This window comes from Paracoccus mangrovi, from assembly GCF_042648425.1.
Lineage (GTDB): Bacteria > Pseudomonadota > Alphaproteobacteria > Rhodobacterales > Rhodobacteraceae > Paracoccus > Paracoccus mangrovi.
The window spans coordinates 133,620-157,117 of record NZ_JBHRXJ010000004.1 but is presented as its reverse complement, the minus strand read 5'-3'; the positions used below and the strand labels follow the sequence as shown (position 1 = coordinate 157,117).

Here is a 23,498-nt window from a genome sequence, read left to right as displayed (position 1 = left end):
CTGGGTGTATCTGATCCTGCGACCGAGACCGCCACGACCGCCGCGCGGCACTGGGCGCCGGACGGGACCAAGGCCGATGAAAGAGCAGATGACGTTGACGACAAAGCCCAGCGACAGTGCCGCCGCCCCGGAACGGAGCGGCCAGAAAAGCCAGTTGCGGGCATTGCTGCCCTATCTTGCGGCTTTGCTGCTGTTCGGCGCCGGGATCATGGCGCTGTATCGTCTGCTGGAGCCGGTGGATATTCAGGCCGTCGCCCATCAGATCATGACCACGCCCTGGCATGTGATCGGGGCGGCGATGGTCGCGACATTGGCGGGCTATGGCTGTCTGGCCTGTTACGACTGGTCGGCGCTGCGCCATATCGGCAAGCGGCTGCCGCCGCCGGTGGCGCTGATGGGCGGGTTTCTGGCCTATGCCTTTGGCAATACCATCGGGTTGACGGCGGTGTCGGGCGCGGCGGTGCGCTGGCGGGTCTATTCCGGGCTTGGGCTGGACGGCTATGACATCGCCGCCATCTCGACCTTCACCTCGGTCGCTTTTGGCATCGCGGCGACGCTGGTCGGGCTGACCGCGCTTGCGGTGCATCCGACCGCGCTGGCCGGGCTGTTGCCATTCGGGCCGGACATGGTGCGGCTTATGGCGGTGCTGGCGGTGCTGGGCATTCTCGGGCCGCTGATCTGGGCCTCGGTCTCGCAGCGGCAGATGAAGATCCGCCGCTTCACGCTGAACGCGCCCTCGCCGGCCAATATGGCGGCGCAGCTGCTGATTTCGCTGGGCGATATCAGCCTGTCGGCGCTGACGCTGTATCTGTTGCTGCCGACGGGCAGCGCGCCGGATTTCCTGACATTCCTGGCGATTTTCGCCGCCGCCACCATGGCCGGCATCATCAGCCATGTGCCCGGCGGCGTCGGCGTGTTCGAGACGGTGATGATCGCCGCCCTGCCCGCCGCCGGCGGCATCGACAAGATCGCGGCGGCGCTTTTGCTGTTCCGGCTGATCTATTATCTGGTTCCCTTTGCCGCCGCGCTGGTTCTGCTGGCGCTGTTCGAGGCGTGGCGCGTGGTTTCGGGGCGGCGCTGGGAAAACCGGATGGGCCGGCTTTTCTCGGCCACCGAACCGGCCTTTCGCGCGGTCGAGCCGCTGGCGCCGCTATTGCTTGCGGTGATGGTCTTTGGCTCGGGGCTGTGGATGTCGCTGTCCTCGCTGTTGCCGCCCATGACCGAGGCGGCAGATGCCGCCGAAACCTTTTTCCCGCTCGCCTTCATCGAGGGGTCCGCGCTGCTGACCAGCGCGCTGGGGGCGCTTTTGATCGTGCTGTCGCTGGGGCTTGTGCGGCGCAGCCTTGGCGCGCTTTGGCTGACCATGCTGGCGATGCTGACGGGGGCCGTCATCTCGCTTGTGCAGAATGTCGAGCCCGAACAGGCGACCGCGCTGATCGTGGGTGTGCTGATCCTGATGCCGTTCCGGCGGGCGTTTCACCGCCGTTCGATGCTGACCCATGCGGCGCTGACGCCGGGCTGGGTGGTGCTGTTGCTGGCGGCCATTCTGGGCGTCGGCTTCGTGATGTTCTTTTCCCACAAGAGCACGCCCTATGCGCATGAATTGTGGTGGCAGTTCGCGACCGACGCCAACGCGCCCCGGGCGCTGCGCTCGGGTCTTTTGGCCAGCCTGCTGGTCGGGGCGGGATCGCTGTTTCTATTGCTGCGCACGCCGCGGTTCCGCGCCTGTCCGCCCACCGCGGACGAGCTGGCGGCGGCCCGGACCATCGCCATGGCGCAGGGCGATCCCGCCGCCTGTTTCGCGCTGACTGGCGACAAGACGATCCTGCTTTCCGACGACCGCCGCGCCTTTGTCATGTTCGGCGTCGCGGGCACCTCGTGGCTGGCCTATGGCGCCCCGATCGGCGAGCCGGAATCGGCCGAAGAGGTCGCCTATACCTTTGTCGACGCCGCCCGCCGCGATGGCGTCCGCCCGGTCTTTTACCAGATCGGCCCCGAGGCGGTGCCGCTGATGCTGGATCTGGGCATGACGCTGCACAAGATGGGCGAAGAGGCGGTCGTCGATCTAAGGCGGTTTTCGCTTGAGGGGCCGTCGCGCAAGCGGCTGCGCACCGCCCATGCCCGCGCCGGCCGCGACGGGCTGACGCTGGAACTGATGTATCCGCCCCATGACGCCGGGCTGATGGCGCGGCTGCGGTCGATTTCGGACGAATGGCTTTCCTTGAAGAAATCGCAGGAAAAGGGCTTTTCGGTCGGCCGCTTTCAACGCGACTGGCTGGACATGTGGCCGCTTGCGGTGGTGCGTCTGGACGGCGCGCCGGTGGCGTTCGCCAATCTGCTGCAAACCGACCGTCAGGATTGCTGCGGGGTCGATCTGATGCGGCATTCGCTGCACGCCCCGGCCGGGACCATGGAGTTCCTTTTCACCGAGCTTTTGTTGCAGATGAAGGCGCGGGGATTTGCCCGGTTCTCGCTGGGCATGGCGCCGCTGTCGGGCCTGTCGCCCCAGCGCAGCGGTCGGCTGTGGGATCGCTTTGGCTCGCTTGCCTATCGCCATGGCGGGGCGTTCTACAATTTCGAGGGGCTGCGCGCCTTCAAGGCCAAGTTCGACCCCGACTGGGTGCCGCATTATCTGGCGACGCCTTCGGGGCTGCCGCCGCTTTTGCCGCTGGCGGATGCGGCGCGGCTGATTTCGCGCGGGGGGGAACGGGGCGCGGAACGGGAAGCCTAGTCCAGCGTCCGCCGGAACCGCCTCAGCGCCAGCGCGCCCAGCACGATCACGAATACCGACAGCGCCGCCATTGGCTGGGCGACATCCGCAAAACCCGCCCCTTTCAGCATGACCGCCCGGATCAGACGCAGGAAATGCGTCAAAGGCAGCACCTCGCCCAGGGCCTGCGCCCAACCCGGCATGCCCCGGAACGGGAACATGAATCCCGACAGCATGATCGACGGAAGAAAGACGAAAAACGTCAGCTGCATCGCCTGCATCTGCGTCCGCGCCAGCGTCGAGATCAGATAGCCAAGGATCACCAGCGCCAGCACAAAGATGAAAACCCCCAGCAGAAGCAGGCCAAGACTGCCGATGAACGGCACCCCGAAAAGCCCCCGCGCCGCCATGAGCACGACCGCCACCTGCACCGCGCCGACCGCCATATAGGGCATGACCTTGCCCAGCATGATCTCGATCGGCGTGGCGGGCATGGCCAAAAGGTTTTCCATCGTGCCGCGTTCGATTTCCCGCGTCAGCGCCATCGCCGTCATCATCACCAGGATCATCTGCAAGATGACACCCATCAGCCCCGGAACGATATTGTAATGCGTGATGCCTTCGGGGTTATAGCGGCGGTGGACGACGATCTCGACCGGTGCCCGCGCCGCCGCCACCGTGCCCAGTTCGCGCCGCAGCGCCTTGTCCGCCACCGTGCCCAGGGTCGAGATAGCGCCCGAGGCGACGGCGGGATCGGTCGCGTCGGCCTCGATCAGGATCTGGGGATCGTCGCCGCGCTCGACCCGCTGTCCGAAATCCGAGGGCACGGTGACGACAAAGGCCACCTTGCCACGCGCCATCAGCATCTCGGCCTCGGTCGCCGAGGCGGTGGGATAGCGGAAATCGTAATAGCCCGTCAGTTCCAGCGCCGAAACCATGGCCCGGGTGAACCTGTCCTGCGTCGGCGCCACAAGCGCGGCCGGCAGATGCTTGGGGTCGTTGTTGATGGCATAGCCGAACAGCATCAGCTGCATCAGCGGCACCGCCAGCATCATCGCGAATGTGACGCGGTCGCGGCGCATCTGGATCAGTTCCTTGACCAGCAATGCGCGCAGACGGCTCAGCGAAATCGCGGTCATGCCATATTGTCCCGGCTTTGCTCCATCAACCGGATGAAGACATCCTCAAGGCTGGTATCCGTCGGCTGGAACGCCACGCCCAGCCCGCGCAGCGCGGCCTCAAGCGCGGCGGGATCGGTGCCGGTGACATGCAGATTGGCGCCAAAGGGCGCGACCTGATCGACACCGGGCTGACCGGCCAGCTGCCCCGCCACCCGGCCGGGGCGGTCGGTGGTGACCGTATAAGTCACCAGCCCGGCATCCCGGATCACCTGCGCGACCGTGCCATGCGCGACCAGCCGGCCATAGGCGATATAGTTGATGCGGTGACAGCGCTCGGCCTCGTCCATGTAATGGGTGCTGACCAGCACGGTCAGGCCGCGCGCCGAAAGCGCATGAATCTCATCCCAGAATTCGCGCCGCGCCTTGGGGTCCACCCCGGCGGTGGGTTCGTCCAGCAGCAAAAGCTGCGGGTCGTGCATGATACAGGCGGCCAGCGCCAGCCTCTGTTTCCAGCCCCCCGACAGGCTTCCCGCCAGCTGATCCTTGCGCGACGTCAGGCCCAGATCGGCCAGCGTGTCGCGCACCGCATCGCGCGGCAGCGCGTAAAGCCCGGCGACGAAATCCAGATTCTCCTTGATCGACAGATCCTCATAGAACGAGAATTTCTGCGTCATATAGCCGACCTGCCGCCGGATCGCGCCCTGCTGGGTCAGGATGTCGTGGCCCAGCACCTGGCCATGCCCCGCATCCGGCGTCAAAAGCCCACAGATCATGCGGATGCAGGTGGTCTTGCCCGACCCGTTCGGTCCCAGAAATCCCGCGATCTCGCCCCGCTCGACGCCAAGCGAAACGTCATCGACGACCTTGCGGCCACCAAAGCTTTTGGTCAGGCCATGCACGGCGATGACCGTGTCCGGTGCGGGATCGGCGGCCGCCCGGGTCATTGCGAAAGATCCACATCGACGATCTGACCCGGCTTCAGCGCCGCCGCGCCGGCATCGGGCCGCGCCTCGATCAGATAGACCAGCTTCTGGCGATTTTGCAGGGAATAGATCACCGGCGGGGTGAATTCCGGGTCCTCGGACACATAGGTCACCGTGGCGGATGCATCCGCACAGCCATCGCAATTCACCCGCAGCTGCCCGCCCACCGAAATGCGCGAAATATCCGCCTCGGGGACATAAAGGCGCAGCTTGGTCGCGCCATCGGGCAGATAGGAAAGCACCGGCGCCGACGGTCCCGCCAACTCGCCCGGACGCCGGATCAGGTCAAAGACGGTGCCCGGCGCCGGCACCGTCAGCCGGCGTTGATCCAGCTGCCATTTCGCGGCATCCAGCGCCGCACGGGCCTGGGCGACGGCGGCGCGCGCGGCCTCGATTTCCTTTGGACGGGCCGGCAGGCGGGCGACGGCCAGCTCGGCCTCGGCCTGGGCCACGCGGGCGCGGGCGACCTCGGCCGAGCTTTCGACCTGATCCAGCTGCGATTGCGAGGTGACATTGCGGTCGCGCAGGCTTTCCTGGCGGGCGACCTCTTTCTCGGCCACGCCCGCCTGCGCGCGGGCCGAGACAAGCGCGGCCTCAAGCACGCGGATCTCTTCGTTGCGGCTGCCCTCTTGCAGGTTGGCCAGCTGATTTTCGGCCTGCGCCAGCGCACCCTCGGCCTGGGCCACGGTGATGCGGGCATCGCGGCTTTCCATCACCGCGACCGTCTGACCGGCCGCGACCCGGTCGCCGCGCGCCACCGGCAGGTCCAGCAGCTGCGCCGAAGCAAGCGGCGCGATCAACACATATTCACCCTCGACATAGCCGGTGGCAAAGGGGGGCGGCATGCTGCAACCGTCAAACAGCGCCGAAATCAACGGTATCGCACAGACAAATCCGATCATGTCCCAACCCCCAGCGCGGCGCGCATATTGGCCACCAGCCGGTCGGCGATGGCCTGCGATGCGGCCGCGTCATAGCCGGGCCAGCCCATGCGACGACAGATCAGCGGCTGGCCGATGCGGAAATAGAACGCCTGCCCCAACAGCGAAAACACCAACAGTTTCGTGGCCTCGGCCTCGGGGTCGCGGCCTGTGGCCATGCCGGTCAGGGCGCAAAGCTCGCGGTGCTTGGGCAAAAGCAGCCGGTCATAGAAGAGATCGAATACCGGCCCCTGCTCGGCCATTTCGCGCAGGATGAATGCGACCGTATCGGCGGCCCCCGGACCCCGGGTCAGAAAGGCGACCAGCGCGCGCAGCATCGTCTCAAGCCGCGCCAGTGCCATTTCGGGGGGCATCTGCGGCGGCGTTTCGGGCGGGCCGGCGACCTCGGCCACACGCGCCGCGACCTCTTCGGCGCAGGCATGGCGCAGCCCCTCCTTGCCGCCGAAATGATAGGCGATCGAGGCGATATTGGTGCCGGCCTCGGCCGCAAGCGCGCGGGTCGAACTGGCGGCAAAGCCGTCGCGGCCGAACAGATGCAATCCGGCATAGATCAGGGCGGCGCGAGTGCCGGCGGGGGGCGAATCGGTGTTCATGTGGTGATTTAATCAAACGATTGATTAAATCACAAGCGATATCCGCCACGCCCCGCCCCGGCCCATCACGGCTGCGTTTTCAGCCCGGTCCCGGTCTGGACAAACCGATTATTAACCCAGAGAGCGTATGTCTTTGACGACAACGGTCCCGCGGGGGCCTCAAGGTAAGATTGGCTCATGCGGAACCTGCCCCAGATCAAGCATTATTCGTTCTTTGCGCTTTGCGTGTTGCTGGCGCTGGTGTTGACGGCGCTTTACGCCGCCGGGCACCAATGGGCGCTGTTGCCCGGGCTGATGGCGGCGGCGCTGTGCCTTTTGGGCCTGCGCGACATGGTCCAGAAACGGCACGCGGTGCTGCGCAACTATCCGATCATCGGCCACGCCCGGTTCCTGTTCGAAACCATCCGGCCCGAAATCCGTCAGTACCTGATCGAAAGCGATAACGAAGAGCTGCCGTTTTCGCGCGACGCGCGCAGCCTTGTCTATCAACGCGCCAAGGGGGTCGAGGATAAAAAGCCTTTCGGCACCTCGGAACGGGTCTATGATGCAGGTTACGCTTGGGTCACGCATTCGGTTTCGCCCAAGGTCATCACCAACAGCGATTTCCGCGTCACCATCGGCGGCCCGGATTGCCGCCAACCCTATTCGGCCTCGATCTACAATATCTCGGCAATGAGCTTTGGCGCGCTGTCGCCCAATGCGATCCAGGCCCTGAACAAGGGCGCCAAGATGGGCAATTTCGCCCATGACACCGGCGAAGGCGGGATCAGCACCTATCACCGCGAACATGGCGGCGACCTGATCTATCAGGTTGCCTCGGGCTATTTCGGCTGTCGCACACCGGATGGCAAATTCGATCCCGAACGCTTTCGCAAACAGGCGCTGGACCCACAGATCAAGATGATCGAGATCAAGCTGAGCCAGGGCGCAAAGCCCGGCCATGGCGGCATGCTGCCGGCCAGCAAGATCAGCCCCGAAATCGCCGAGGCGCGCGGCATCCCGATGGGTGTTGACTGCATCTCGCCACCCACGCACAGCACCTTTTCGACGCCGGTCGGGTTGATGGAATTCATCGCCCAGCTGCGCGAATTGTCGGACGGAAAACCGGTGGGCTTCAAACTCTGTATCGGTCACCGCCGGGAATTCATGTGCATCGTCAAGGCCATGCTCAAAACCGGCATCGCCCCCGATTTCATCGTCGTCGACGGCAAAGAGGGCGGAACCGGCTCGGCGCCGATGGAATTCGCCAACCGCGTCGGCATGCCCATGCTTGAGGGGCTGGTGTTTGTCCACAACACCCTGCGCGGCGCCGGGTTGCGCCAACAGATCCGGATCGGCGCGGCCGGCAAGATCATCAGCGCCTTTGACATCGCCCGGGCGCTGGCTCTGGGGGCGGATTGGTGCAATTCGGCGCGCGGCTTCATGTTCGCCATCGGCTGCATTCAGTCGCAATCCTGTCACACCAACGAATGCCCGGTCGGCATCGCCACCCAGGACAAGCTGCGTCAGCGCGCGCTTGAGGTCGGGACCAAATCGCTGCGCGTCACCCGGTTCCACAAGAACACGCTGCACGCGCTGGCCGAAATCGCCGGGGCGGCCGGCCTGTCCTCACCCGTGGATTTCATGCCCTATCACTTCATGTTCCGGCACAAGGACGGCACCTTCATGGACGGGAACGAGGCATTTCCCTATCTGCCCTCGGGCTTTCTTTTGGCCGAACAGCCCATCGAGGAATTGCGCGAATGGCATCGACGCTGGGACCGCGCCTCGGCCGACACATTCACGGCCTCCGAAATCCCCGAATGGCGCTTTAGCTAGGCGTATAGGCCGGGTGCGCATGCCCCCCGGGGCCACGGTCTTAGCCCGCACGACCATGCGGGTGGCGTCGGGCCGGCCCCGCATCCGGGCCATGACGGGCGGGCGGCATGACCGGCGGTTCGCGCGCCGGTCGCGGGCGGCACAAATGCGGCGGGGCGGCGCCATCGGCACCGCCCCGCAACTTCATGCATTCGCCCGTTCGCTCAGCTTTGGGTTTGTCGCACCGGGGCGCCATCCTGGCTGTACATCGAGGCCAGCACCACCACCAACCAGACCAGCGCCAGCAGCCACCAGAAACCGCCCCAGATCAATGCCATGCCCAGGAACGCCGCCTGCACGACATAATAGGTCATCGGCACCAGCGTCTTGCGGATCAGATCGCCTTCGCGATCCGTCAGCCCGACCGTGGCCGAGGCCGCGACGACATTGTGGACACAGATCATATTGCCGGCCGCGCCGCCGATTGCCTGCAAGGCCACGACCACCGTCACGCCCAAAAGATCCAGCCCGATCCCCTGTGCGGTCGAAAACTGAAACAGCGAAAACATCATGTTCGAGACCGTGTTCGACCCGGCGATGAACGCCCCCATGGCCCCGATCACCGCCGCGAACATCGGCCAGACATTGCCGACCGCCGCCGACATGCCCTCGGCCAGGGTCAGCGGCATGGACAGCACCCCCTCAGAGCCGGAATTGATGAACACCTGCACCATCGGCACCGCCAAAAGCAGCGCGGGCGCCGCCGCGATCATGGTCTTGGCCGACAGGCCCCAGGCGCGGCTGAAATCCGCGACCTTCATCCGATAGACAAAGAACGAGATCACCGAAACCAGGATCAGGATGGTGCCCGGCGAATAAAGCAGCTGCACCTTCGAGGTGATGCCCGAACCGAACAGGTTCTCGAAAGCCAGCGTGGTCGACGGGCCGGTCAGCCACGCCTTCAAAGGCCCGATCACCCGCGTCAGCACCAAAAGCGCGATGGTGATGACATAGGGGCTCCACGCCGTCATCAACGAGATGTCGCCGCGCCCGTGCGGATGCGCGGTATCGGCGGCCTCATGCGCGATTTCGGTGTCGAGCTTGCCCTTCCAGCTGGGATCCCAGTCGCGGCGCGCCGGGAAATCGAACACGGTCTTGGGAAGAAACAGCCCGCGCCGCGCCGCCGGCACCACGATCAGCAACCCCAGAAGCCCGCCGACCAGCGACGGGAATTCCGGGCCCAGGAATCGCGCGACCAGATAATAGGGAATGGTAAAGGCCAGCCCCGCGAACAGCGCGAATTGCCACGCGCCAAAGCCTTCGCGGAAACTGCGGCGCGTGCCGAAAAAGCGCGTCATCATCGCCACCATCAACAGCGGGATGACAAAGCCGATGGTCATGTGCAGAAACGCCACGCGCTCCGCAACCACCGGGACATATTCGGCCAGCGTGGCCGGCGCGATGGCGGCGTTGACGGTGTCGCTATTGGAAAGGCCGGTCTGCACGCCGACCAGCATGGGCGTGCCGACCGCGCCAAAAGAGACCGGCGTCGACTGGATGATCAGCGCCACCATGACCGCCGCCATGGCCGGAAAGCCGATGGCGACCAGAAGCGGCGCCGCGACCGCCGCCGGCGTGCCAAAGCCCGAGGCCCCCTCGACCATGGACCCGAACAGCCAGGCGATGATGATCGCCTGCACCCGCCGGTCGGGCGAAATATCGGTAAATCCGCGCTTGATCGACTGGATCGCGCCGGATTCCTGTACCGTATACAAAAGCAGGATCGCCCCAAAGACGATGTAAAGCAGGGTGATCGCCGTGATCACGCCATTGGCCGTCGCCCCCGCCACCTTGGCGATATCCGTCCCCCACAACAGCACGGCCAGAACCACGGTCGCCAGATAGGCGACAAGCATCGAAAACTTGGCCGATTTGCGCATCACGACCAACAGGACAAATACCGCCGCGATCGGGACCAGCGCGGCCAAAAACATCAACATCGACATGAAATATCCCCCCTCTTGGAAACGGTTGTTCCTTTTTCCGCTATGACGGCCACCGGCGGCAAACAAGGTGCGATGGGCGGCCGTGCCATTGCCGGGCATGATGGAATGCACGGGGCCGCGACACAATCCCGTATCGCCCCAACCCATCCACAGGGACCACGCGCCCCCCGGACAGCCCTTGCCAGGGCCTAGAACTCGACCCCCGGCTGGGCCTTGATGCCATCGCGAAAGGGATGCTTGACTGCCTCCATCTCGGTGACCAGATCGGCCAGCTCGATCAGCTCGGGTTTGGCATTGCGGCCGGTCAGCACGACATGGGTCATCGGCGGCTTTTCATCGCGCAGGAACGCCACCACCTCGCCAATATCCAGATAGTCATAGCGCAGCGCGATGTTGATTTCATCGAGCAGCACCATACGGATGGCCGGATCGCGGATCAGATCGCGCGCCTTGTCCCAGCCGGCGCGGGCGGCGGCGATGTCGCGGGCGCGGTCCTGGGTTTCCCAGGTGAACCCCTCGCCCATGGCGTGAAATTGGCACAAATCGCCGAAATGCCCGGTCAGCAGGCGACGCTCGCCCGTGTCCCAGCCGCCCTTGATGAACTGCACCACCGCGCAGGGCATATCATGCGCAATCGCGCGCAGGATCATGCCAAACCCCGATGACGACTTGCCCTTGCCCTTGCCGGTATGAACGATGACGAGCCCCTTTTCGCCGGTCTTTCCCTGCATCATTCGGTCGCGGGCCGCCTTGATTTTGGCCATCTTCTCGGCGTGGCGGGCGTTTTCATCGGCATCCATCGGGCACTCCTTCGCTTGACAAGTCGGGGCCGGGCGCGCACAGCTTTGGCTGCGCTGGTTCCTGTCCTATGACAGGTGAAAAGGGAATGCGACAGGTGAAAGCCTGAAAGCAGCCGCCCCCGCGACCGTGACCGGAAAGGTCGCCCGATGCCACTGGCCCGATCGATTTCGCGGGGCCGGGAAGGTGGGCCGACCGTTGGCGAAAGCCTGAATCCGCAAGCCGGGAGACCTGCCTGCGCAGATATTGACCGGCGGACGGGGTGTTCCCGCCTGGGGTAGAAGGGGCGCGCGCGCCCCCGCGCACCCTTGGCATGCCCTGAACCGCAATGATGGATAAAGGGCGCATGACCGTTTCACTGCTTGTCTGCACGACCTGCCGGGCCGGCCAACCCGTGATCGATGGCCAGCCGGTGCCGGGCGCGCGTCTTTTTGCCGCGCTGGAACGACTGGGCGCGCCCGAAGGCGTGCGCATCCTGCCCGTCGAGTGCCTGTCGGCCTGCAACAGCGGCAGCGCCATCGCGCTGAGCGGGCCGGGCCGCTGGTCCTATATCTATGGCGGCATGTCGGATGCCGATGCCGCCGAGATCCTGACCGGCGCCGCCGCCTATGCCGCCGCCGATGACGGCATCGTGCCATGGCGCGACCGCATCGCCATTTTCCGCAAGCGCAGCATCGCGCGCATTCCTTCGATTGGGTAGCATATGACCGACCTGACCAAGACCCCCGTTACCGTCATCACCGGCTTTCTGGGGGCCGGAAAGACCACGCTGATCCGCCACCTGATGCTGAATCCGCAGGGCAAGCGGCTGGCGGTGCTGGTCAACGAATTCGGCACCATGGGCGTCGATGGCGAGATCCTGAAATCCTGCGCCGATGAGAACTGTCCCGAAGAAAACATCCTTGAGCTGTCGAATGGCTGCATCTGCTGCACCGTGGCCGACGATTTCATCCCGACGCTGGAACGCCTGATGGCGATGCCGGTGAAGCCCGATCATATCCTGATCGAGACCTCGGGTCTCGCGCTGCCGAAACCGCTGTTGAAAGCCTTTGACTGGCCCGCGATCCGCTCGCGCATCACCGTGGACGGCGTGATCGCGCTGGCCGATGCCGAGGCGGTGGCCGCCGGCCGCTTTGCCCCCGACGAGGCCGCCGTTCAGGCCCAGCGCGAGGCCGACGAAAGTCTCGACCACGAAACGCCCCTGTCCGAGGTATTCGAAGATCAGATCGCCTGCGCCGATATCGTCCTGCTTTCAAAGGCAGATCTGGCCGGTGATGCGGGCCTTGCCGCCGCCCGCGCGGTCATCGAGGCCGAGGCCCCGCGCAAGCTGCCGATCCTGCCCTTGACCGATGGCGTGATCGACCCGCGCGTGATCCTTGGGCTGGGTGCTGCGGCCGAGGACGATCTGGCCGCCCGGCCCAGCCATCACGATGGTGCGGACGATCACGAACATGACGATTTCGATTCCGTGGTGATCGAGCTTGCCGAAATCGCCGATCCCGCCGATCTGGCCGCCCGCATCACCCGGCTTGCGCGCGAACAGAACATCCTGCGGGTCAAGGGCCATGTCGCCGTCGCCGGCAAGCCCATGCGCCTGTTGGTGCAGGCGGTGGGCGAACGCGTGCGCCACCAATATGACCGGCCATGGGGCGCCGCGCCCCGCGCCTCGCGCCTTGTCGTGATCGCCGAGCATGACGACATCGACGAGGCTGCGATCCGGGCCGTTCTGGCGGCCTGAGGATGCACGTCGTCTTTCGCGAAAGCCGTGGGCTTGAGGAAACCGAGGTCCCGACCGACCCCGGCCAAAGCCCCGCCGATATGGTCGTGCTGTCCTATTCCGACAGCGACCTCGGCGCTTTCGCGGCGGGCTGGCACAGGGCGCAGGACGGGTCGGGCGTCGGCCTGCCGTCACTGCGGCTGTGCAATATCTCGGCGCTGCGGCACCCGGTATCGGTCGATAATTATCTGGACACCACGCTGGCGGGTGCCCGCGCCGTGCTGGTGCGTCTGATCGGGGGCGAAGCCTATTGGCCCTATGGCGTCGCCAGCCTTCAGGACCATGCCCGCAGGCATGGCATCGCGCTGGCCTTTCTGCCCGCCGATGGCCGGCCGGACGCCACGCTGGAACGGTTCTCGACGCTGGACGCGGCGGTGCTGCACCGGCTGGCCGCGCTTTGCGACGAGGGTGGCGCGGTTGCGGCGCAAACCGCGCTGGCGGAACTGGCCCACGCCGCAGGCCTGCCCGCCGCACCGGTCACGGGTCAGGCCACGATCCCGCAATGGGGGTTTTATGACCCCGATGCCGGTGTGATCACAAAACCGGCGGCCGGCGCGAACCCGGTTCTGATCAGCTTTTACCGCAGCTATCTGACCTCGGCCGATCTGGGTCCGGTGGATGCGATGATCGGCGCGCTGCGGGATGCGGGCTTTGCCGCGACCGGGGTTTTCGCGCCCTCGCTCAAGGTTGCGGGCTTTGGCACCTGGCTTGCCCCGCATCTGCCGGGCATGGCGGCCATTCTGAACATGACCGCCTTTTCCGCCCGCGACGATACCGGCGCCACGCCCTTTGACGGCGCCGATTGCCCGGTTTTTCAGGTCGCCCTGTCCACCGCGCCGCGCGATCTTTGGGCGGCCGAGGAACGCGGCCTTTCCGCCGCCGATCTGGCCATGCATGTCGTGTTGCCCGAGGTGGACGGGCGCATCTTTCTGGGCGTCATCAGCTTCAAGGCCCCGCAGATGCGCGACGAGGCGCTGCAATTCTCGCGGCATGTCCACTGCCCCGACCCCGACCGTATCGCCGCCGTCGTCCGGCGCATCGCGGCGTGGCACCGGCTGCGCGAACCGGCGCGGCGGGCGGTGGTGCTGTCGACATACCCGGGCAAACCGCATCAACTGGCCCATGCGGTCGGGCTGGACGCGCTGGCCTCCTGCGGGGAAATCCTTGGTGTCGCGCATCAGGACCTTGGCCGCCGGCTGATGACGGAACGCGTGGCATGGCCCATCGCCGATTACCGCGCCGCGCTGGCCACCCTGCCCCGGCGGCTGCAAGACGACCTGCATGCGGCATGGGGCGCGCCAGAGGACGAGGCCCCGGACGGCGTCTTTCGCTTTGCCGCGATCCGCGCCGGTGACGCGTGGATCGCCCTGCAACCCGAACGGGGCGAGGTCCGCACCCGCGCCGACGATTACCACGACCTGTCCCGCACGCCGCGCCACACCTATGTCGCCTTTTACCTTTGGCTGCGGACACGGGCCGACGCGCTGATCCATATGGGCGCGCATGGCACGCTGGAATGGCTGCCGGGGAAATCGGTGGCGCTGTCGGACGATTGCTGGCCACAGGCGCTTTTGGGCGATCTGCCGGTCGCCTATCCCTTTATCGTCAATGACCCCGGCGAGGCCGCGCAGGCCAAGCGCCGGCTGGGCGCAGTCACGCTGGGCCATCTGCCGCCGCCACTGGCCGAGGCCGCGCTGCCCGAAAACCTGACGCACCTGGAACGCTTGCTCGACGAATATTCCACCGCCGACGGGCTGGACCCGCGCCGCCGCGACCGGCTGATCGGGGCGATCCGCGACGAGGCCCGCGCCGCCGGGCTTGAAGCCGATCTTGGCCTGCCCCCCGACGCCGCGCCAGCGCAGGCGATCCCGCTGATCGACCGCTTTGTCTGCGACCTCAAGGAAAGCCGCTTTGGCGAGGGGCTGCATGTCTATGCCACCGGCCCCTGTGGCGATGCCGAACGCGACGGGCTTGCGCGCACGCTGGCGGGGCTGCGGGTCGCGCCGGGCCCATCGGGTTCACCCGCGCGCGGGCGTCAGGACGTGCTGCCCACCGGGCGCAACCTGTTCGCCGTCGATCCGCGCGCCGTGCCCAGCCGCGCGGCCCATGCCCAAGGGGTGAAGCTGGCCGAGGAACTGCTGCGCCGTCATCTGCAAGACCATGGCGACTGGCCGCGCGGGCTGGTCGTCGATCTGTGGGGCAGCGCCACCATGCGCACGGCGGGCGAGGAATTCGCCATGGCGCTGCATCTGGCCGGGATGGCGCCGCGCTGGGACGCGGCATCCGGCCGGGTCGGCGGGGTCGACATCCTGACGCTGGCGGAACTGGGCCGGCCAAGGATCGATGTGACGCTGCGGGTTTCGGGGCTGTTTCGGGACGTGTTTCCCGGCCTTGCGCAGCTGTTCGAGACCGGCGCGCGCGCGCTGTACGACCGTGACGAGGATCCCGGGGACAACCCCTATCTGGTGACGCGCGCCCCTCGCGTCTTTGGCCCCAAACCCGGCCTTTACGGCCTTGGCATGGCCGATCTTGCGGAGACCTTTACCCCCGAGGCCCGCGCGGCGGCGGGCGAGGCATGGCTTGCGGCATCGTCGCACGCGATCGGCGCGGACGGCAAAATCCACCACGCGCCACAGGCGATCCGCGACCGGCTGGCCGGGGCGGATGTCTTTGTCCATGCGCAGGACCTGCCCGAATCCGACCTGTTGCTGGCCGCCGACTATGCCGCGCATGAGGCGGGTTTCGCCGCCGCCATGGCCCGGCTGGGCGTGGCGCGGCCCGCGCTTTATCACCTGGACACGTCCCGGCCCGACGCCCCCCGCGCGCGATCCCTGACCGAGGAAATCGCCCGCGTCACCCGCGCCCGCGCCGCCAATCCGGCATGGGCGGACGGCATGATGGCGCATGGTTTCCGGGGCGCGGCCGAAATCGCGGCGACGCTCGATCACTTGGCGGCCTTTGCCAATCTGGCGGGCGTGGTGCCGGGGCACCTCTTCGACCTTTATCACGACGCCACGCTGGGCCGGCCCGAGGTGGTGGCCTTCATGCAGACGGAAAACCCCGCAGCCCTGGCCGCGATGCGCGAGATGTTCGCGCGGCTGCTGGCGGCGGGATTATGGATAACGCGCAGAAACTCGATCCTGGCAACAGAGGAGATAACACCATGACCGATTATCAGATTCAGGGCTGGTGTCCCGGCGCGCTGCGTCCGATGGCATCGGGCGACGGGCTGGTGCTGCGCGTGCGCGCGCCGAACGGCCGGCTGGAACCCGATCAGGCGCGGCGCATCGCCGAACTGGCGCGGCGGCATGGCAACGGGCTGATCGATCTGACCAGCCGCGCCAATCTGCAATTGCGCGGGCTGGACCGACAAAGCCACACCGCCGCCATCACCGCGCTGGCCGAAATGGGGCTGCTGGACCGCGATGCCGATGCGGAATCGCGGCGCAATGTGGTTCTTTCGCCCTTTGCGCCGGTGGATGGCCCGGCATGGCGGCTTGCCGAGGCGATCGCGCGCGCCATGACCGCCCCCGACGCGCCGCAGACGCCCGGAAAATTCGGCTTTGCCGTCGATACCGACCCCTGGGTGCTGGGCGGGGTGCCCTGTGACATCCGCCTGCGCCCGGTCGGCGCGGGCTGGCAGATCGCCCCCGATAGCGGCGATTGGGTCATCGCCGCGCCCGACACCGCCCGGGCCGCCGCCGGCGCGGTCGAGATGGCGCGCTGGTTCGCGCGGGGCGGGATCCGTGACGGGCGCGGGCGCATGCGCGACTATCTGCGCCGCAAGCCAGAGCTGCCCGCCGGCGCGACACCTGTCCCGCAGCCCGTCCCGCATGCCGCACCCGACCCCTGCCCCGGCGCGGCGCCGAATGGCTGGATGCTGGGCTTTGCCTTTGGTCAGATCACGCCCGACCAGCTGATTGCCTGCGCCGATGCCGGTCCGCTGCGGCTGACACCTTGGCGCATGCTGTTGATCGAGGGGGCCGTCGCGCCCCCGGCCATCGCCGGTCAGGTGCTGGCCCCGGACGATCCGCTGCTGCGCGTCCATGCCTGTACCGGCGCGCCGGGCTGTCCGCAGGCGCGCGCCGATGTCCGGGCGCTGGCCCGCGAACTGGCGCCGCATCTGGGTGCCGGCCAAAGCCTGCATCTCAGTGGCTGTGCCAAGGGCTGCGCCCATTTCGGCCGCGCCGATCTGACCGTGATCGCCACCGCGCCGGACCGGTTTGACCTGATCCGGGACGGTTGGGTGCATGATGCCGCGACCGGCCACGGGCTGGACAAGAACGGTCTTGCGCGTTTGCTTGCATCCCCGCAAAACACGGCATCCGCGACAAGGCAGGGCCGGCCTCATGCATGAATACGAAACCGACGGCGCGAAGATCTATGCCCAGTCATTCGCCACCATCCGGGCCGAGGCCGATCTGTCGCGCTTTGACCCCGACGAGGAGCCGGTGGTGGTGCGCATGATCCATGCCGCCGGGCTGGTAGGGCTGGAACGCGACGTGGTGTTTTCGCCCGGCATGGCCGGTGCCGCGCGGGCGGCGCTGCAAGCTGGCGCGCCCATCCTGTGCGATGCCCGCATGGTCAGCGAGGGCATCACCCGCCCCCGCCTGCCGGCCGATAACCGCATCCTTTGCACGCTGAACGCGCCGGGCGTGCCGGAACTGGCGGCGGGCATGGGCACCACGCGGTCGGCGGCGGCGGTCGAGCTGTGGCGCGACTATCTGGCGGGCGCGGTGGTGGCCATCGGCAATGCGCCGACCGCGCTGTTTCACCTGCTGAACATGCTCAGGGATCCCGCCTGCCCGCGCCCGGCCGCCATCATCGGCTGTCCCGTGGGCTTTGTCGGCGCCGCCGAATCCAAGGACGCGCTGATGGCCGACCTGCCCGCGCCCGCGCTGATCGTGCGCGGGCGGCTTGGCGGTTCGGCCATCACGGTCGCCGCCATCAACGCGCTGGCCAGCCGGAAGGAATGAGCATGGGCAAGATCATCTGCGCGGGGCTTGGCCCCGGCGACCCGGACCTGATCTCGGTGCGCGCCGACCGCGCCATCCGCACCGCGCGCCAGATCGCCTATTTCCGCAAAAAGGGCCGCGCGGGTCAGGCCCGCCGCATCGTCGCCCAAATGCTGGCCGAAGGCGTGGCCGAACACGCGATGGAATATCCGGTCACGACCGAAATCCCCTTTGACAGCCCCGAATACAACCGCCTTCTGGCGGCATTCTATGACGACTGGACCGCCCGGCTGGCGGCCCTTGCCGCGACCGGCGACGTGGTCGTTCTGTGCGAGGGGGATCCCCTGTTCTATGGCTCGTTCATGCATCTGCATGCCCGTCTGCAAGGTCTGGCCGAGGTCGAGATCATCCCCGGCATCCCCGGCATGACCGGCTGCTGGAACGTGGTCGGGCGCCCGATGACCTGGGGCGACGATGCGATGTGCGTGTTGATGGGGACGCTTTCGGAACCCGATCTGACCCGGCATATCGCCGCCTCGGACGCGGTCGTGGTGATGAAGACCGGCCGCAACCTGCCCAAGATCGCCCGCGCCATCGCCGCCGCCGGGCGCATGGCCGACGCGTGGCTGGTCGAACGCGGCACCATGCCCAACCAGCGCGTGACGCCCTTGGCGCAGGCCGATCTGGACGCCTGTCCCTATTTCGCGACCGTGCTGGTCCACGGCAATGGCCGCCGCCCCCTTGCCGCCGGCGCCGAGGCCGCCGAATGACCGGCTGGCTCGCGGTCGCGGGGCTTGGCCCGGGCGCGGACGCGCTGATCACGCCCGAGGTTCAGGCCGCGCTGTCCGAGGCCACCGATATCGTGGGCTATATCCCCTATGTCGCGCGGATCGCGCCGCGCCCGGGTCTGACCCTGCATCCCTCGGACAACCGGGTGGAACTGGACCGCGCCCGCGCCGCATTGGAAATGGCGGCCACGGGGCGGCGCGTGGTGGTCGTATCCTCGGGCGATCCGGGGGTCTTTGCCATGGCCTCGGCGCTGTTCGAGGCGCTGGAGGGCGCGCCGGACCCCGCATTCGACATCCGCATCCTGCCCGGCATCACCGCCATGCTGGCCGCAGCCGCCGCCCTTGGCGCGCCGCTGGGCCATGATTTTTGCGCGATCAACCTGTCGGATAACCTGAAACCATGGGCGCTGATCGAACGCCGCCTGCGGCTGGCGGCACAGGCCGATTTCGCCATGGCTTTTTACAACCCGCGCTCGAAATCCCGGCCCGAGGGCTTTGCCCGGGCGCTGGACATCCTGCGCGCGGAATGCGGCCCCGACCGCCTGATTTCATTCGCCCGCGCGGTTTCGACCCCCGAACAGGCGCTGACCACCGTCACGCTGGCCGAGGCGCGCCCCGAAATGGCGGATATGCGCACCGTCGTCATTCTGGGCAACAGCGCCACCCGCCGCGCCGGGCGCTGGGTCTATTCCCCCCGGTCGGCGCCATGAAGCCAGTCCATCACCTCGGCCACCGAGGCGACGACATGCCGCGCCGGCAGCGCGGGCCGGTCGATCACGATCACCGGCAGCCCCAGTTCGCGCGCGGCAGCAAGCTTGGCCTCGGCGCCCCGGCCGCCGGAATTCTTGGTCACGACATGGGTCACGCCGTGGCGCCGCATCAACGCGACATCGCCCGCGACCGAAAACGGCCCGCGCGACACGATCAGCGTCGCATCGCGCAGGGGATGGCTTGCCACCTCGGCAAAGCGCAGCATCCAGCGATGCTTGCAGCCCAGAAAGGGCGCGAGCTGTTGCCGCCCGATGGCCAGAAACACGGTCGAGCCATCGCCGGGCAGGACCTGGGCCGCCGCCTGAAAATCGGCCACATGGGTCCAGCGGTCGCCCGGCTGGCTGCCCCATGGCGCGCGCTCAAGCACGATCAGCGGCACCCCCGCCCGGCCGGCGGCGGCATGGGCATTCTGGCTGATCGCAGCGGCAAAGGGGTGGGTCGCATCGATCAGATGGCTGAAACCTTCGGCCCGCAGATAGGCGGCCAGCCCGTCGGCGCCGCCAAAGCCGCCGACCCGCGTGGTCAGCGGTTGCTGGGCCGGGTTCTGGACGCGCCCGGCATAGGAATAGACGGCATCGATCCCGGCATCGGCCAGCGCGCGGGCCATCGCACGGGCCTCAAGCGTGCCGCCAAGCAACAGGATGCGCGTCATGGGTGACCCCTGGCTGACCATTGTCGGATTGGGCGAAGATGGACTGCCCGGCCTGCCCGCCGCAAGCCGCGATGCGCTGGATCGGGCCGAAATCGTCTTTGGCGCGCCCCGGCATCTGACGCTTGCCGGTCTGGCGGGCAATGCGCGGGCGCGGGAATGGCCGGTGCCTTTCGATATCGCACCGCTGATCGCGCGGCGGGGACAGCGGGTGGCGGCGCTGGTCTCTGGCGATCCGTTCTGGTTCGGGGCGGGCGGCACGCTGGCCGCCGCGCTGGAACCGGGCGAATGGTGCGCGCTGCCCATGCCGGGGGTGTTTTCGCTGGCCGCCGCGCGGCTGGGCTGGCGGCTTGAGGACACGCCCTGCCTGGGCCTGCATGCCGCGCCTTTTGCCAGGCTGCGCCCGCATCTGGCGCGGGGCTGCCGGGTGCTGGTCACGCTGCGCGACGGGGCTGCGGTGGGTGCGCTGGCCGAATGGCTGGCGGCGCAGGGATTGGGCGCGATGCGCATCGCCGTGTTGGAACGGCTGGGCGGCCCGGCCGAGCGGATCCGCCGCATGACCGCCTGCGACCTCGCGCCCGACGATATCGCCGCGCCGGTCGCGGTGGCGCTCGATGGCGCCGATCTGCCCGCAGGGACCGGCCTGCCGCGCGGCTTTGGCCTGCCTGACGACGCCTTCGCCCATGACGGCCAGATCACCAAACGCGCCATCCGCGCGGTGACGCTGTCAGCCCTGGCCCCGCGGCCGGGCGAATTGCTGTGGGATATCGGCGCGGGCTCGGGCTCAGTCAGCGTGGAATGGTGCCTGAACGGCGGTCGCGCCATCTGTATCGAGCCGCGCGCCGACCGGATCGCGAATATCGCCGCCAATATCGACCGCTTCGGTCTGTCGGACCGGATGCGGGCGGTGCAGGGCGCGGCCCCCGGCGTGTTCGCCGGCCTGCCCGCGCCGGATGCGATCTTTGTCGGCGGCGGCGCGGATGCGGACCTTATCCCCGCGCTGCCCCCCGCCCGGCTGGTCATCAACGCGGTGACGCTGGAAACCGAGGCGCTGTTGGCCGCCCTGCATGCCGAACGCGGTGGCCGTCTGATGCGCCTGTCGATCGAAGAGGCCGCCCCCCTTGGCCGGATGCGCGGCTGGACCCCGGCCCGCGCGGTCACACAATGGAGCTGGCCATGAGGGTCGCGGGCATCGGCTTTCGCCGCGATGCCAGCCTTGCCGCGCTGGCCGATGCGCTTGAACGCGCCGGCCCCGCCGATGCGCTGGCGACCATCCCGGCCAAGGCCGCCGCGCCGGCCCTGCGGGCATTGGCCGCGCAAACCGGCCTGCCCGTGATCACGGTCGGGGTCGCGGGCGTCATCACCCCCACGCAATCGCCGCGCATCATGGCCCGGCACGGCACCGGATCGCTGGCCGAGGCCGCCGCCCTGGCCGCGCTGGCCCCCGGCGCGCGCATCGTGACCCCCCGCGTCACCTCGCAAGACGGCATGGCCACCGCCGCCATCGCCGAAGGAGCACCTCCATGACCGTCCATTTCATCGGCGCAGGTCCCGGCGCCGCCGATCTGATCACCCTGCGCGGGCGCGACCTGATCGCGGCCTGCCCGGTCTGTCTTTACGCCGGATCGCTGGTGCCGCAGGCGCTGCTGGCCCATTGCCCGCCGGGCGCGCGGATCGTGAACACCGCCGCGATGGATCTGGACCAGATCATCGCCGAAATCGCCGCCGCCCATGCGGCGGGCCATGATGTGGCGCGGCTGCATTCGGGCGATCTTTCGGTCTGGTCGGCGATGGGCGAACAGCTGCGCAGGCTGCGGGCGCTGGACATTCCCTATGACGTGACGCCGGGCGTGCCGGCATTCGCCGCTGCCGCCGCGGCCCTTGGCGCGGAACTGACCCTGCCGGGCGTGGCGCAGTCGGTGGTGCTGACCCGGACCTCGGGCCGGGCCTCGGCCATGCCCGAGGGTGAAACATTGGCCGCATTCGGCGCGACCGGCGCCACGCTGGCCATCCATCTGTCGGTGCATGTGCTGGCGCGCGTGCAGGACGAGCTGATCCCGCATTACGGCGCCGATTGCCCGGTCGCGGTGGTGTTTCGCGCCAGCTGGCCCGATCAGCGCATCGTCCGCGCCACGCTGGCGACGCTCGACCCCGAAATCGGTGTGGGCGAGCGGACGGCGCTGATCCTTGTCGGCCGCGCTTTGGCGGCCGAGGGCTTTGACGAAAGCCGCCTTTATGCCGGCGATTACGACCGCCGTTTCCGTCCCGTCGGCACCGAGCCGAGGTTTCCCGAATGAGGGGGCTGGTGATCAGCGCGCCGGCCTCGGGGTCCGGGAAAACCACGGTCACGCTGGGCCTGATCGCGGCTCTGCGCGCGCGGGGACTGGCGGTGCAGCCCTATAAAAGCGGGCCGGATTACATCGACCCCGCATTCCATCGCGCGGCGGCCGGGCGCGAAAGCTATAATCTGGACAGCTGGGCGATGGGCCGGGCCCAGATCGCACATCTGATCGGCGCGGGCGCGGGCGCCGATATCGCGCTGGTCGAGGGGTCGATGGGGCTTTTCGACGGTGTGGCGGTGCCGGGCGGTTGCGGCAATGGCGCCAGCGCCGATATCGCCGCGCTGACCGGCTGGCCGGTGGTGCTGGTGATGGATTGCAAGGGACAGGCCCAATCCGCCGGTGCCGTCGCGCTTGGGTTTCGGCAGATGCGCCCGGATGTGCGGCTTGCGGGGGTGGTGCTGAACCGCGTGGCCTCGGCCCGGCACGAGGCGTTGATGCGCCACGCGCTGGACCCGCTGGGCATTCCCGTCCTTGGCGTTTTGCCGCGCGCGGCCGATATCGAACTGCCCGAACGCCATCTGGGCCTTGTCCAGGCCCAGGAACACGCCGCCCTTGAGGCGCTGTTGGCCCGGGCGGGCGAGGCGGCATCGCGCCATCTGGATCTGGACGCAATCGTCGCCGCCGCCTCGGGCGGGCTTGCCCCCGAACCCTTTCGCCCCCTGCGCCCGCCCGCGATGCGCATCGCCCTGGCGCAGGATGAGGCGTTTTCATTCATCTATCCGCATCTGGTCGCGGGATGGCGGGCGGCGGGGGCCGAAATCCTGCCATTTTCGCCCCTCGCGGATCAGGGGCCGGATGACAGCGCCGGCGCCTGCTGGTTGCCGGGCGGCTATCCCGAACTGCATGCCGGGCGGCTTGCGGCGGCGGAGCATTTCCGCGCGGGGCTGTTGCGTTTCGCCGAAACCCGCCCCGTCCATGGCGAATGCGGCGGCTATATGGCCATGGGTGCGGGGCTGGTCGATGCCTCGGGGGTCCGGCACCGGATGGCGGGGTTGCTAGGCCTTGAGACCAGCTATGAAAAGCGGCGGATGCATCTCGGCTATCGCCGGGCCGAACCGCTGGCGCCGCTGGCCGGGGCCTATGCCCAAAGGCTGACCGGGCATGAATTCCACTATGCCAGCATTCTGGCCCAGCCCGACGCCGCACTGGCCCGCGTCACCGACGCCAATGGCGATGCGGTGGCGGAAACCGGGTCGCGGCGCGGCCACGCCACCGGCAGCTTTTTCCATCTGATCGCGGAAAGCTTGACGGCAACCGCTTGATGCCC

General features: G+C 67.8%; 20 protein-coding genes and 1 riboswitch. Of the genes, 13 read left to right on the top strand and 7 right to left on the bottom strand.

Features of this window, described 5'->3' with window-relative positions:
* The first annotated feature begins 88 nt into the window (after positions 1-88).
* Entirely contained in the window at positions 89-2,731 is a 2,643-nt protein-coding gene (mprF, locus tag ACFOMH_RS07510; RefSeq protein WP_377743642.1) for a bifunctional lysylphosphatidylglycerol flippase/synthetase MprF, read from the top strand.
* Here the strand turns inward: mprF and ACFOMH_RS07505 are convergent.
* Genes ACFOMH_RS07505 through ACFOMH_RS07490 form a run of 4 tightly spaced genes read right to left on the bottom strand, consistent with a single transcriptional unit; the run spans position 2,728 to position 6,348 of the window.
* Positions 2,728-3,849: an ABC transporter permease gene (locus ACFOMH_RS07505; RefSeq protein ID WP_374427174.1), complete on the bottom strand. Its 1,122-nt coding sequence runs from the start codon at positions 3,847-3,849 to the stop codon at positions 2,728-2,730. The two genes, mprF and ACFOMH_RS07505, sit on opposite strands and share 4 nt — an antisense overlap.
* Positions 3,846-4,775, bottom strand: coding sequence for an ABC transporter ATP-binding protein (locus ACFOMH_RS07500; RefSeq protein WP_377743639.1), 930 nt, complete (start codon positions 4,773-4,775; stop codon positions 3,846-3,848). The genes ACFOMH_RS07505 and ACFOMH_RS07500 overlap by 4 nt, the downstream gene beginning before the upstream one ends.
* Positions 4,772-5,716 (bottom strand): HlyD family secretion protein, encoded by a 945-nt coding sequence (locus ACFOMH_RS07495; protein ID WP_377743637.1) that lies wholly within the window; start codon positions 5,714-5,716, stop codon positions 4,772-4,774. The genes ACFOMH_RS07500 and ACFOMH_RS07495 overlap by 4 nt, the downstream gene beginning before the upstream one ends.
* The gene (locus tag ACFOMH_RS07490) at positions 5,713-6,348 is read right to left on the bottom strand and encodes a CerR family C-terminal domain-containing protein (protein ID WP_377743635.1); all 636 of its coding nucleotides are present in this window, start codon (positions 6,346-6,348) and stop codon (positions 5,713-5,715) included. Before ACFOMH_RS07490 ends, ACFOMH_RS07495 begins: the two co-directional genes overlap by 4 nt.
* Positions 6,349-6,525: 177 nt before the next feature.
* On the opposite strand from ACFOMH_RS07490, the gene ACFOMH_RS07485 reads away from it, so the two are divergent.
* Positions 6,526-8,166 carry an FMN-binding glutamate synthase family protein gene (locus ACFOMH_RS07485; RefSeq protein WP_377743634.1) on the top strand — a complete coding sequence of 547 codons (1,641 nt, stop codon included), beginning with the start codon at positions 6,526-6,528 and terminating at the stop codon, positions 8,164-8,166.
* Between the two features lie 203 nt (positions 8,167-8,369).
* Here ACFOMH_RS07485 and ACFOMH_RS07480 read toward each other — a convergent pair whose 3' ends face one another.
* Together ACFOMH_RS07480 and cobO are read right to left on the bottom strand one after the other, a co-directional pair.
* The gene (locus ACFOMH_RS07480) at positions 8,370-10,151 is read right to left on the bottom strand and encodes an L-lactate permease (RefSeq protein ID WP_377743632.1); all 1,782 of its coding nucleotides are present in this window, start codon (positions 10,149-10,151) and stop codon (positions 8,370-8,372) included.
* A gap of 188 nt (positions 10,152-10,339) precedes the next feature.
* Entirely contained in the window at positions 10,340-10,951 is a 612-nt protein-coding gene (gene cobO / locus ACFOMH_RS07475) for a cob(I)yrinic acid a,c-diamide adenosyltransferase (RefSeq protein WP_377743630.1), read from the bottom strand.
* 38 nt (positions 10,952-10,989) lie between these two features.
* A riboswitch (cobalamin riboswitch) is annotated at positions 10,990-11,202 on the top strand.
* A gap of 93 nt (positions 11,203-11,295) precedes the next feature.
* On the opposite strand from cobO, the gene ACFOMH_RS07470 reads away from it, so the two are divergent.
* From ACFOMH_RS07470 to cobJ, 7 genes are read left to right on the top strand one after another with little or no spacing between them, the layout of a single operon-like run.
* Complete coding sequence (locus ACFOMH_RS07470; RefSeq protein WP_377743629.1) at positions 11,296-11,649, top strand: DUF1636 family protein; 354 nt, start codon at positions 11,296-11,298, stop codon at positions 11,647-11,649.
* A 3-nt stretch (positions 11,650-11,652) separates the two neighbouring features.
* Entirely contained in the window at positions 11,653-12,687 is a 1,035-nt protein-coding gene (cobW, locus tag ACFOMH_RS07465; RefSeq protein WP_377743627.1) for a cobalamin biosynthesis protein CobW, read from the top strand.
* A gap of 2 nt (positions 12,688-12,689) precedes the next feature.
* A complete protein-coding gene (gene cobN, locus ACFOMH_RS07460) occupies positions 12,690-15,893 on the top strand; it encodes a cobaltochelatase subunit CobN (RefSeq protein ID WP_377743626.1) in 3,204 nt (1,067 codons plus the stop codon).
* On the top strand, positions 15,890-17,083 hold the full coding sequence (gene cobG / locus ACFOMH_RS07455) for a precorrin-3B synthase (RefSeq protein ID WP_377743625.1): 1,194 nt from the start codon (positions 15,890-15,892) through the stop codon (positions 17,081-17,083). Before cobN ends, cobG begins: the two co-directional genes overlap by 4 nt.
* Positions 17,076-17,702 (top strand): precorrin-8X methylmutase, encoded by a 627-nt coding sequence (locus ACFOMH_RS07450; RefSeq protein WP_377743623.1) that lies wholly within the window; start codon positions 17,076-17,078, stop codon positions 17,700-17,702. The genes cobG and ACFOMH_RS07450 overlap by 8 nt, the downstream gene beginning before the upstream one ends.
* 2 nt (positions 17,703-17,704) lie before the next feature.
* Complete coding sequence (gene cobI / locus ACFOMH_RS07445; protein WP_377743622.1) at positions 17,705-18,451, top strand: precorrin-2 C(20)-methyltransferase; 747 nt, start codon at positions 17,705-17,707, stop codon at positions 18,449-18,451.
* Positions 18,448-19,179, top strand: a complete 732-nt coding sequence (gene cobJ, locus ACFOMH_RS07440) for a precorrin-3B C(17)-methyltransferase (RefSeq protein ID WP_377743620.1) — start codon at positions 18,448-18,450, stop codon at positions 19,177-19,179. The genes cobI and cobJ overlap by 4 nt, the downstream gene beginning before the upstream one ends.
* On the opposite strand, the gene ACFOMH_RS07435 is transcribed toward cobJ, so the two are convergent.
* A complete protein-coding gene (locus ACFOMH_RS07435) occupies positions 19,155-19,892 on the bottom strand; it encodes a cobalt-precorrin-6A reductase (protein WP_377743618.1) in 738 nt (245 codons plus the stop codon). The two genes, cobJ and ACFOMH_RS07435, sit on opposite strands and share 25 nt — an antisense overlap.
* On the opposite strand from ACFOMH_RS07435, the gene cbiE reads away from it, so the two are divergent.
* The 4 genes from cbiE to ACFOMH_RS07415 are packed head-to-tail and all read left to right on the top strand — an operon-like array spanning position 19,891 to position 23,493.
* The gene (cbiE, locus tag ACFOMH_RS07430) at positions 19,891-21,069 is read left to right on the top strand and encodes a precorrin-6y C5,15-methyltransferase (decarboxylating) subunit CbiE (RefSeq protein WP_377743617.1); all 1,179 of its coding nucleotides are present in this window, start codon (positions 19,891-19,893) and stop codon (positions 21,067-21,069) included. The genes ACFOMH_RS07435 and cbiE overlap by 2 nt on opposite strands.
* On the top strand, positions 21,066-21,416 hold the full coding sequence (locus ACFOMH_RS07425; RefSeq protein ID WP_377743615.1) for a cobalamin biosynthesis protein: 351 nt from the start codon (positions 21,066-21,068) through the stop codon (positions 21,414-21,416). The genes cbiE and ACFOMH_RS07425 overlap by 4 nt, the downstream gene beginning before the upstream one ends.
* A complete protein-coding gene (gene cobM, locus ACFOMH_RS07420) occupies positions 21,413-22,186 on the top strand; it encodes a precorrin-4 C(11)-methyltransferase (protein ID WP_377743613.1) in 774 nt (257 codons plus the stop codon). Before ACFOMH_RS07425 ends, cobM begins: the two co-directional genes overlap by 4 nt.
* Positions 22,183-23,493 carry a cobyrinate a,c-diamide synthase gene (locus ACFOMH_RS07415; RefSeq protein WP_377743611.1) on the top strand — a complete coding sequence of 437 codons (1,311 nt, stop codon included), beginning with the start codon at positions 22,183-22,185 and terminating at the stop codon, positions 23,491-23,493. Before cobM ends, ACFOMH_RS07415 begins: the two co-directional genes overlap by 4 nt.
* Positions 23,494-23,498: the final 5 nt, after the last annotated feature.